Raw genomic sequence first — 9,658 nt, 5'->3', positions numbered from 1 at the left:
CTATTGCCATCATAAGAAACAACTGTCTCAAACGATTCATGACGCAACTCAAGCTCAATAAAACGCGCTAAATTTCTTTCGTCCTCAATAAGTAAAATCTTTTTCATGGATTGACCCGCCTTTAGTATTGCAAATGCTTGTCTGCAGCATATTTTCAATCATTGTAATTGATAATTGTTCTCACCGTCAATCATTCTATCAAAAAAGAGACAGTCCATGTTGCCATAGACTGCCTCTAGTATTCAAATCTATTATTTCTGTTTGCTTACATGAACCCGTTTAATGAAGAAAGCAACGATCAAACCGATAATCGCAACAATCATAGCGAAAATAAATGCATTCTGAATTCCTGCTGTCAACGCAAGCGGAGCATTGGCTGGATCTGTTGGATCAGCCACATCCTTCATAAAGCCGGTCATTCCTGCGGTCATAATACTTACTGCAACTGCGGTACCGATAGCGCCAGCGACCTGTTGCAGTGTATTCATAATCGCCGTACCATCCGGGTACAACTCGCGCGGCAGCTGGTTGAGCCCGTTTGTTTGTGCAGGCATCCATACCATCGAAATACCGATCATCAAGCATGAATGAAGGACAATAATTAATGTAATCGTTGATGCTGTCGTTATGCCTGAGAAGAACCATAGCGCAGCGGCAACGATGACAAGACCTGGAATAACAAGCCACTTAGGACCAAACTTATCGAACAGGCTGCCCATAATGGGAGACATAATTCCGTTAATAAGACCGCCTGGCAGCATAATGAGGCCAGCTGTCAGTGCACTAAGACCAAGTCCACTGATCAAATACATAGGCAGAACGAGCATAGAAGATAAAATAACCATCATACAAATAAATACCATTAATGTTCCTACAACAAACATCGGATGCTTAAACGCCCGTAAGTTCATCATTGGCTGCTTCATCGTCAATTGACGAACAGCGAAAATCGCAAGGGACAAAATACCAACGATCATGGTCGCAATCACTTTTGTACTGCCCCAGCCGCCTTCACCTTCACCCGCGCTGCTAAAGGCAAACACGATGCCCCCGAACCCTAGCGTTGAGAATACGAGAGAAAAAATATCAATTTTCGGTTTTGTTATGGTAGAAACATTTTGCATATACATAATCCCGAATAATAGTGCAATGACTAGGAACGGAAGCGACAACCAGAAAATCCAGTGCCAGCTTAAGTTTTCAATCAAGAGTCCTGCAATCGTCGGGCCTACAGCAGGAGCAACCATAATAACAAGCCCAATTACACCCATTGCCGCTCCCCGCTTCTCAGCCGGGAAAATAATAAGAATTGTGTTAAACATAAGCGGCAGCAAAAGCGCCGTTCCGACTGCTTGGATAATACGCGCAGCCATAAGAACTTCAAAGCTTGGTGCGAGCGCCGCAACCAATGTTCCTAGTACGGAGAAACTAAGTGCTGCTATGAATAGCTGCCTTGTCGAGAACCATTGAAGCAGCAGCCCCGATACGGGAACCAATATGCCCAGCGTCAGCAAGTATCCCGTCGTCAACCACTGTACCGTTGGCGCCGTAATATCAAAGACGCGAATTAAATCGCTTAGTGCTACATTTAATGCCGTTTCACTAAACATTCCGATAAAGCCGCTTAATAATAATGAAATCATAATGGGGATTACTTTATATTTTTGCCCCGTATTTTGTTGCGATTCTGTCATTGTTGCTTGCAAGCCTTCCACTCTCCTATTATCTATCTAGCATTTATTCATGACTCCTCATAGAGAAGGACATTTATTAATGATATACGGCAAACATTTCGCTGCGGATAACAACGGCTGCTTGTCACGATTCGTCAGCGTTAGAATGAGCGCACCTTCCAATAAGGAAACGGTGACGACGCCAACCTCATCTGCTCTAGTCTCTTCCATTCCAAGCTGAACCAGCCTCTCGGAAATCACGTTCTGCCATGCTGCAAATACACCTTGTCCAGCTGCTCTCAGCTTCTCGCTAATCGATGAGGTTTCGACTGCCATCCAGAAGCTAAACGGCATATAACCCTTATAATCAAACTTCTCTGCATCATCGGCCATATCAAATACAAAAGCCTGAACGGCTTCAGCAGGGTCCTCGTAATCAGCAAATTTCTTTCTCCATTTCTCAATGACAAGCTCCTTCGTGCAGTTAATGCATTCCAGCGCAAGCTCTTCTTTGCCGTTTGGGAAATAATAATAAAGAGATCCCTTCGGACAATCACTTTCTTTAATAATTTGGCTTAATCCCGTCGCATGATAGCCCTGCGTAAAAAAAAGCCTAGCTGCCGTATCAAGTATGGCATGCCTTGTATTATGTTTTTCCGACATTGATTCACTCCTCGATTATAACGATCGGTCTATATAATGAAAACATTGATCCGCTTATCAAGTCAACCTTTTTTTATATCCAGTAACAATAGAACCATTCGTCCTTCGATTCTATTAATACATAAATCAACTTAATAATGCGTTTATTATATATTTTTAATATTAAATATAGATTGCTATAATCAGATTTACATTGAAAGGAGGAATGAAACATGAATTATAGGAAACTTGGTAAAAGCGGCTTATTAGTAAGCGAAGTGGCTCTCGGAAACTGGATAACCCACGGTGCACAAGTGGATGACAACACCGCACAAGCATGCGTAAATGCTGCACTAAACGCTGGAATTTCAACTTTCGATACAGCTGATGCTTATTCGGAGACGAGGGCGGAATCGGTCTTAGGTCATTGTTTAAAGGGAATACGTCGTGAAAGTATTGAATTGTGCACGAAGGTTTTTCATCCAACAGGGAACGGGCATAACGATAGAGGGTTATCACGCAAGCATATTATGGAATCCTGCCATGCTTCACTTCGCAGATTACAGACGGACTATATTGATATTTATTATGCTCACCGATTTGATACGACCGTATCGCTTGAAGAGACATTTGTGGCGTTTTCCGATTTGGTTCGACAAGGAAAAGTTTTGTATATCGGCGTAAGTGAGTGGACAGCAGATCAGATAACGCAAGGATCGGCTTTGGCAAGGGAGCTGAAAGTTCCTTTTGTTGCGAGTCAACCCCAATATTCTATGCTTTGGCGGGTTATTGAAGCCGAGGTTATTCCCGCTTGCGAGCGTGAAGGAATTGGTCAGATTGTCTGGTCACCACTTGCGCAAGGTATTCTTTCTGGTAAGTATGCTCCTGACAAGCCTATACCAGAAGGCTCGCGCGCTTCTACGGCCGCTGGTTCGCCGTTTTTCAAACGTTTGGCAGGACAATGGTTGAATAAAGAAGTCCTTCAGGCAATTGAACAACTAGGGCCGATTGCACAAAAATGCAGCTTAACGCTGCCACAGCTCGCGGTAGCGTGGGTTTTGCAAAATCCGCAGGTGTCCTCCGTTATCATTGGCGCCTCGAAGCCGGAGCAGGTATTGGAAAACGTAAAAGCGGCAGGAGTTAGTCTAGATGCTGAGATTATTATGCAAATAAATAACGTATTAAAAGACGTTGCTCAATTTGATGCTAGTAAAACAGGTTAGAGCGTTCTCACAAGTCAGCTAGTCTGGCTAGCGGCTGTTTCCTCCACTGCTTTTAGAAAATGAGTCAGAACCGTTTCACTCTTCTCTGTTTTCCAGGCTGCATAAAGAGGAACACGCGGTGTATCCTCATCAAATGATCGAAATACGACATCACTGCGTTGAAATACGGAAACCGAAGAGGGAACAATTGAGATGCCTATGCCTGCAGCTGCCAGATTTACAATCGTGTACATTTGAACAGCTTCCTGCACGATGCGAGGCTGAAATCCATGCTGCCTGCAAAAATCTACAATCAGGTCATGAAATGAAGCCCCCATATGATGTGGTGACAAGATAAAGGGTTCTTCCCTCAAAGAATGCAGTGAAACGGTTGGTTGATCGGCTAACGGATGTGTTTTGGGCAATACAGCAACAAGTGATTCGTTCGTGAACAGTCTAGATGTGATATGTCTTGAAGGGTCCAGCAACCGATGGAATCCAACATCTATTTCCCCATCATGCAGCGCTTTCAGTTGCTCAGCAGATGTCATTTCAGATAGTGTAAGCTGTACATCTGGGAACCGTTCTCGATATTTCTTTAGAACATTGACCATCATACCGCCTGCTGCTGAATCCACAAACCCGATGGATAAATTGCCTATTTTACCTTCACTTGCAAGTTGTGTCATCTTTATCGATCGTTCCAAATGAGCAACAATGTTTCTCGATTCCTCCAAAAATATCGCACCAGCAGTCGTAAGTCGAACCTGTCTCTTGGTTCGTTCCAAAAGTTTCACACCAAGCTCTTCTTCAAGAACTTGAATTTGTTGGCTCAATGGAGGCTGAGTCATATTCAGCTTTTGGGCAGCACGGTTAAAATGCAGCTCTTCTGCTACTGCGATAAAATAACGCAGCTTTTTCAAGTCCATAGACATCATACCTCTTCCTGTATCAGCTCTGATTTATCAACCTTTCGTCCATGCTCTCATATCGCCATCGTACCCGATCACGTATCGTACCGCAAATTTTTATTAACGGTTTGAATTCATCCACATGCAAAAAGGCAGCCGAAAATGTCCGGCTGCCTTCGCATTTTAACGGTTGATTTAGAAACGAGCAGCTGATGCTGCTGCTTCCTCAAGACCTTTTGCTACAATAGCTTCTGCTTGGTCAGGAAGTTGGTTGTGGCCTTCAATGATGATGCTCTCTAGGTTAGTCACACCGTAGAAGCCCATTACTGTGCGGATAAAGTTATGTGCCATTTCAACCGAAGCTGCAGGGCCTTCGGAATAAATGCCGCCGCGAGCAGTAAGCAATACGACTTTTTTATCGGTGATTAGACCAACTGGGCCTTCAGCTGTATATTTGAACGTTTTGCCAGCTTGTGAAAGGTAGTCGATGTAAGTGTGCAATACTGCAGGAACAGTGAAGTTCCAAAGCGGGAATGCGAAAACCACTTTATCCGCTGCAAGAAATTGATTCATATATTTGTCCGAAACAGCTACAGCTGCTTGCTCTTCAGGTGTAAGGTCATAACCGCGAGCTGCTTTGAAGTTGCCGTTAATCATATCAGCGTTCATATAAGGCAAGTTTTCATTGAACAAATCAAGCTCAACCACTGTGTCTTCTGGATGGCTGGCTTTGTAGCTGTCTAGAAAAGATTGATATAGCTTAACGCTGACTGCCTGTTCGATTCCGCGATCGTTTGCTTTAATAAATAATACTGTACTCATTGTATATTTCCCTCCAAGATGTTTGTTTACTTTTTGTAAGTACCTTAATTGTATATAGTTTTAGAGCAACAATCATCGGTAAATAGACCGAAAAATCGACATAAAAAAACCGCCAAAGGCGGAGAGCTAGTCTTACGACTATAGTCTTACGTCAGCGTGTTATTCAGGTTCTCGCATTAACTGCACCGCGTATAACGCAGCTTGCGTTCGGTCCGTTAAATCCAATTTGCTTAAAATGCTGCTCACATGCGTTTTGACTGTTTTCTCCGCTACAGTGAGCGAGTGCGCAATATCTTTGTTGCTCATTCCTTTGGTAAGCAATTGCAGCACCTCCAGCTCTCTCGGAGTCAATATTTCACTTAACTCACGAATAGGCAGCCCTTTCACCGAACTAATCTGCGGCGATACTTGAGCGAGTAACGCACTCGCTATATCCGGATGCAGCTGAATATTTCCTTTATAGGCGCTGCGAATCGCTTCTGCAAGCTGATCAGGTTCTACATCCTTCAGCATATACCCAGCAGCTCCCGATTGTAGAGCAGGCACGATATGACTGCGATCCGAGAAGCTGGTGAGCACAAGCACTTTAATATCCGGATTTTGCCTAGCGATTAAATTGCTCGCTTCGATCCCGTCCATAACCGGCATGTTCAGATCCATCAGTATGATATCAGGCTTAAGTTCAGCAGCTTTTTCTACCGCCTCCTTGCCGTTATTCGCTTCACCCACCAGCTCAAAATCAGGCTGCATGCTTAGAAAAAAAGAAATTCCCTTCAACACAATTTGATGATCATCAACGAGCAATATTTTTATCGTCAAAACAGTTCCTCATTCCTCTTCCCACATTTCCATTTCCGTTGCAATCGGTATAACAGCTGTCACCATTGTAGGCTGCCCTTTTCCGCCCGCTATCGTTAGCTCTCCGCCAAGCGTTTCTGCACGTTCCCGCATCGTTAGCATTCCCATGGTCAGTTTTCCTTTACGCTTCTCTTGCGAAAAACCGCGGCCTCGATCCAAAATTTCCAAGCAGGCGCGAGACTCTGTTTTGATGAGCCGCACATAAACGGTATTCGTATCTGCATGTTTCCTTACATTATTAAGCGCCTCTTGCCCGATTCTCCAAAGGGCTTCTTCAATCGCACGCGGAAGCTCGCGAACACCCTCCACCTTCTCATACACGGTTAAATCCATGCTCTTGCCATATTGCTTAAGCGCAGTAATCAACCCATGCTCAAGACCTGCCGGCCGCAGCTGCCATATCAGCGTTCTCATTTCCTTCAGCGCTTCCTGTGACAGCTGTCTTATTTCTTGCAATGATCGTTCCACGACAGGTTCTTTGCCTGCCAGCACCGTCTCGGCGCCCTTCGCTAGAAAGGATAAAGAGAAAACCTTTTGAATAACCGAATCATGCAAATCTCTAGCCATTCGATTTCGCTCTTCCATGCGCGCGAGCTCGCGCCGCTGCTCATATACCCGCAAATTTTCTACGCTTAACGTGAAATGATCCCCAAGCGAATACATGAAGTCCTCTAAGTAATCATCAAACTGCTTGCCTAACTGGCTGCTTACAAACAGAACGCCAATAGGGCGGCTGCGAATGCGAAGCGGTATTGCGACTGCTGATGAGAACGGTGGTATCCCTATGGATGATAAAGACGAGCAGGAATTGCTGTCGCATTCGGACTGTTTGACAAGACGATTCTCATGAAACGCTTTGCTCACCATCCCGCCTTGATCGATGGCAAGTGAAAGCCACTCTTTTCGGACATGATTGTCTGTATAATGTGCGCGAAGCGATAATTGCTCTTGTTCATACATAAATAACGATACATGCTGCCAGTTGAACGTATCGCCTATATGGCTCACCGCTTGCAGCGGCAGATGGTTTATATCTTGTATGGCATTTATTTTCTGAATAACATCACCAAGCTTTGCATAATGAATCGCATGCTGCTCCTGCACCTGATACAGGCGGATTCGCTTAATCGCCGTCCCGATCTGATAAGCGACGGCTTGCAGAAGTGCAAGCTCCTCCTCAGTAAAACGATCCTTGCCAGCTTCAGCAACATTTAACAACCCGAATTGATCCGTTCCTGCTCTTAGCGGAACCGTCGCATGATGAGTAACACCTTCATTATCACCAAGCTTGTTCGTTATGGCATATGTAATTCTTGAGCATTCTATAATATTTACCGCTTGATCCAGCTTGTTTTGCTTAAAGCTTTCAATGCACCAGCAAACCTCGCCGCACATGACCGCCTGATTGTTTGCCGCCAATCCTTGAGGCAAATTATGTGTAGCCGCACAAAGGTTTTCACTTTTATTGTCAATCATAAATATCCAGCCCGTAGTAAAACCTGTAACCTGAAGCAGCTTGGCAAGCACATCATTCAGCATTTGATCCATGTCGTTTGTGCTGTTAAGCGTCTCTGCTATCTCCTTCAATGCGACCAGCTCATAAGCTCTTTTTTCTCTGGACATGCTTCCACTTCCTTCTAAGCACACATTATACACCTTCCTGAACAGCAAAAAAAAGAGCCGATCCAAAGCAGCTTGCACTGCTTAAGCTGGATGGCAGGCTCTTTGGATTAGCGCTTTCGAAACGGCTTTTTGATCAAAAGAATATAACAGGCTACAGCACCCAGCTCTGCAATGGCTATCCAAATCCCCATAGGGAGCGCATTTGCGCTGCCGCCAAGCCCTACGAGCGGTGAAATAATGCCCCCAAATGTGAAGGATAATAACCCGAGCAATGCAGATGCGCTACCCGCAGCATAGCCATGCTTTTGCATCGCTAAGGAGAAACCAGTCGTCGAAATAATACCAACGCTTGCTACAACAAAAAACAATGGCACAAGAATCGCAGCGAGCGGCGCGTCAATTAATATCATGATAAGCAATATTCCGCCAGCTGATGCCGCTAAAGCTAGACCGATTGCAAACAGTCTGCCCTCGCCAACCTTTGCCGCCACGCGGCCGGTAACCTGCCCAAATAAAATGACGCCGAAACCATTAAGGGCAAAAAACAAACTGAATTGTTGCGGCGTTACGCCATAAACATTTTGAAGAACGAATGGTGAGCCGGCAATGTATGCAAACATAGCAGCCATAACAAGGCCCTGTGCCAGAGCGTAACCCATGAATGACCGATCGCGCAGCAGGATGCCGAAAGTGGATATGGTTTGCCGATAACCGCCTGCCATTCGTTTCTCTGGAGGCAGAGTTTCTGGCATGCCAAAAAATACAGCAGCAAAAATCAATACACCCCAGACGCCAAGCACAATAAATACGCCTTCCCAACTCGTAACTTTTAGCAGCTGCCCGCCTGCAATCGGTGCAAATATTGGCGCCGCACCATTAACGAGCATAAGCATCGCAAAAAAACGAGTAAGCTCAGGCCCTTCATACATATCTCGCACAATAGCACGGGAGATTACGATTCCTGCCGAGCCGGAGAAACCTTGAATAAACCTTAATGCTATTAAGATGCCGATTGAAGGAGCAAACGCGCACAAAACCGATGAAATCCCATAAACGGATAAAAAAATGAGCAGCGGCAATCTACGTCCGCGAATGTCGCTCCATGTTCCCGAGAACAGCTGACCGACGGATAGTCCGATCATACACGCCGTTAAGCTCAATTGAACAAGAGACGAGCTTGTAACGAAATCATCCGTTAGCTGCGGCAGCGCCGGCAAATACATGTCAAGGGACAACGGCCCAAACGCGGAGAGCGATCCAAGCAAGAGGATCAGCCAAAGCCGTTTAATGCCAGCGGATTGATTTTGAGCTTGGATTTTTTTCTGAGCAAGCAAGTAGAGCATCTCCTTCTGTGGCACTTTTTCCTTGATCCACTTTATCACCTTTCATTATTTGTTCCAATAGAAAAGTCGTTTCATCAAATATTTGTCCTCTTTTGTTTTGTTTGTTATGATTGAGCTAATAATGTCGTTTAACGTAGCATCTTGTAGCTACCATTTAGGAGGATCACATGCAAAAGATTAAAATTTTCTCCGGCACTTCGAACCAGAAGTTGGCTGAGGAGTTATGTAAAGAACTTGAGCTCCCGCTAGGCAATGTTGCAATATCAAGGCATCAAAGCGGTGAGATTCATGTTTCATACGGAGAACCTATTCGTACTTGTGACGTATTCATCGTCCAATCACTTTCCCATCCCGTAAATGAGCATTTAATCGAAACTCTCGTCATGATAGACGCTGCCAAACGAGCATCAGCGAAAACCATTAATATCGTTATGCCATACTATGGTTATGCACGTCAGGAAAGAAAATCGGCACCGCGAGAGCCCATCTCCGCTAAGATGGTAGCCGATGTATTGACTACCGTTGGAGCAAACCGAATCATCACCGTCGATTTGCATGCTGACCCGATTCAAGGCTTCTTCGAT

Annotated in this window: 9 protein-coding genes and 1 pseudogene; 2 read left to right on the top strand and 8 right to left on the bottom strand. The window is 44.9% G+C overall.

All coding sequences use genetic code 11. The features are described 5' to 3' along the window. The 3 genes and pseudogenes from AB4Z17_RS29015 to AB4Z17_RS29005 form a co-directional block, all read right to left on the bottom strand. Positions 1–107 (bottom strand): annotated as a pseudogene (locus AB4Z17_RS29015) (DNA-binding response regulator); the annotation flags it as partial. A gap of 144 nt (positions 108–251) precedes the next feature. Then, complete coding sequence (locus AB4Z17_RS29010; protein WP_441911139.1) at positions 252–1,694, bottom strand: DHA2 family efflux MFS transporter permease subunit; 1,443 nt, start codon at positions 1,692–1,694, stop codon at positions 252–254. 57 nt (positions 1,695–1,751) lie between these two features. Then, positions 1,752–2,336: a TetR/AcrR family transcriptional regulator gene (locus AB4Z17_RS29005; RefSeq protein ID WP_441963684.1), complete on the bottom strand. Its 585-nt coding sequence runs from the start codon at positions 2,334–2,336 to the stop codon at positions 1,752–1,754. Between the two features lie 212 nt (positions 2,337–2,548). Between AB4Z17_RS29005 and AB4Z17_RS29000 the strand changes: the two genes are divergently transcribed. After that, on the top strand, positions 2,549–3,538 hold the full coding sequence (locus tag AB4Z17_RS29000; RefSeq protein WP_441963682.1) for an aldo/keto reductase family protein: 990 nt from the start codon (positions 2,549–2,551) through the stop codon (positions 3,536–3,538). Positions 3,539–3,552: 14 nt separating this feature from the next. On the opposite strand, the gene AB4Z17_RS28995 is transcribed toward AB4Z17_RS29000, so the two are convergent. The 5 genes from AB4Z17_RS28995 to AB4Z17_RS28975 form a co-directional block, all read right to left on the bottom strand. Then, positions 3,553–4,446: a LysR family transcriptional regulator gene (locus AB4Z17_RS28995; RefSeq protein ID WP_076266670.1), complete on the bottom strand. Its 894-nt coding sequence runs from the start codon at positions 4,444–4,446 to the stop codon at positions 3,553–3,555. 177 nt (positions 4,447–4,623) lie between these two features. After that, a complete protein-coding gene (locus tag AB4Z17_RS28990; RefSeq protein ID WP_441881684.1) occupies positions 4,624–5,250 on the bottom strand; it encodes an FMN-dependent NADH-azoreductase in 627 nt (208 codons plus the stop codon). Between the two features lie 159 nt (positions 5,251–5,409). Beyond that, the gene (locus AB4Z17_RS28985; RefSeq protein ID WP_076266668.1) at positions 5,410–6,069 is read right to left on the bottom strand and encodes a response regulator; all 660 of its coding nucleotides are present in this window, start codon (positions 6,067–6,069) and stop codon (positions 5,410–5,412) included. Between the two features lie 9 nt (positions 6,070–6,078). Beyond that, positions 6,079–7,731, bottom strand: coding sequence for a GAF domain-containing protein (locus AB4Z17_RS28980; RefSeq protein ID WP_441911111.1), 1,653 nt, complete (start codon positions 7,729–7,731; stop codon positions 6,079–6,081). A 107-nt stretch (positions 7,732–7,838) separates the two neighbouring features. Further along, complete coding sequence (locus tag AB4Z17_RS28975) at positions 7,839–9,074, bottom strand: multidrug effflux MFS transporter (protein ID WP_441963686.1); 1,236 nt, start codon at positions 9,072–9,074, stop codon at positions 7,839–7,841. 167 nt (positions 9,075–9,241) lie between these two features. Between AB4Z17_RS28975 and AB4Z17_RS28970 the strand changes: the two genes are divergently transcribed. Beyond that, on the top strand, positions 9,242–9,658 hold a 417-nt coding region (locus tag AB4Z17_RS28970; RefSeq protein ID WP_441963678.1), incomplete at its 3' end, for a ribose-phosphate diphosphokinase.

Source organism: Paenibacillus sp. TAF43_2, from assembly GCF_052113545.1.
Taxonomy (GTDB): domain Bacteria; phylum Bacillota; class Bacilli; order Paenibacillales; family Paenibacillaceae; genus Pristimantibacillus.
This window is presented reverse-complemented; position numbering and strand designations above follow the sequence as displayed.

Bases quoted from the DNA above. Each gene is read 5' to 3' on its own strand.
- AB4Z17_RS28995 (WP_076266670.1), bottom strand. From the start codon at position 4,446: ATGGACTTGAAAAAGCTGCGTTATTTTATCGCAGTAGCAGAAGAGCTG.
- AB4Z17_RS29010 (WP_441911139.1), bottom strand. From the start codon at position 1,694: ATGACAGAATCGCAACAAAATACGGGGCAAAAATATAAAGTAATCCCC.
- AB4Z17_RS28990 (WP_441881684.1), bottom strand. From the start codon at position 5,250: ATGAGTACAGTATTATTTATTAAAGCAAACGATCGCGGAATCGAACAG.
- AB4Z17_RS28975 (WP_441963686.1), bottom strand. From the start codon at position 9,074: ATGCTCTACTTGCTTGCTCAGAAAAAAATCCAAGCTCAAAATCAATCC.
- AB4Z17_RS29000 (WP_441963682.1), top strand. From the start codon at position 2,549: ATGAATTATAGGAAACTTGGTAAAAGCGGCTTATTAGTAAGCGAAGTG.
- AB4Z17_RS28980 (WP_441911111.1), bottom strand. From the start codon at position 7,731: ATGTCCAGAGAAAAAAGAGCTTATGAGCTGGTCGCATTGAAGGAGATA.
- AB4Z17_RS29005 (WP_441963684.1), bottom strand. From the start codon at position 2,336: ATGTCGGAAAAACATAATACAAGGCATGCCATACTTGATACGGCAGCT.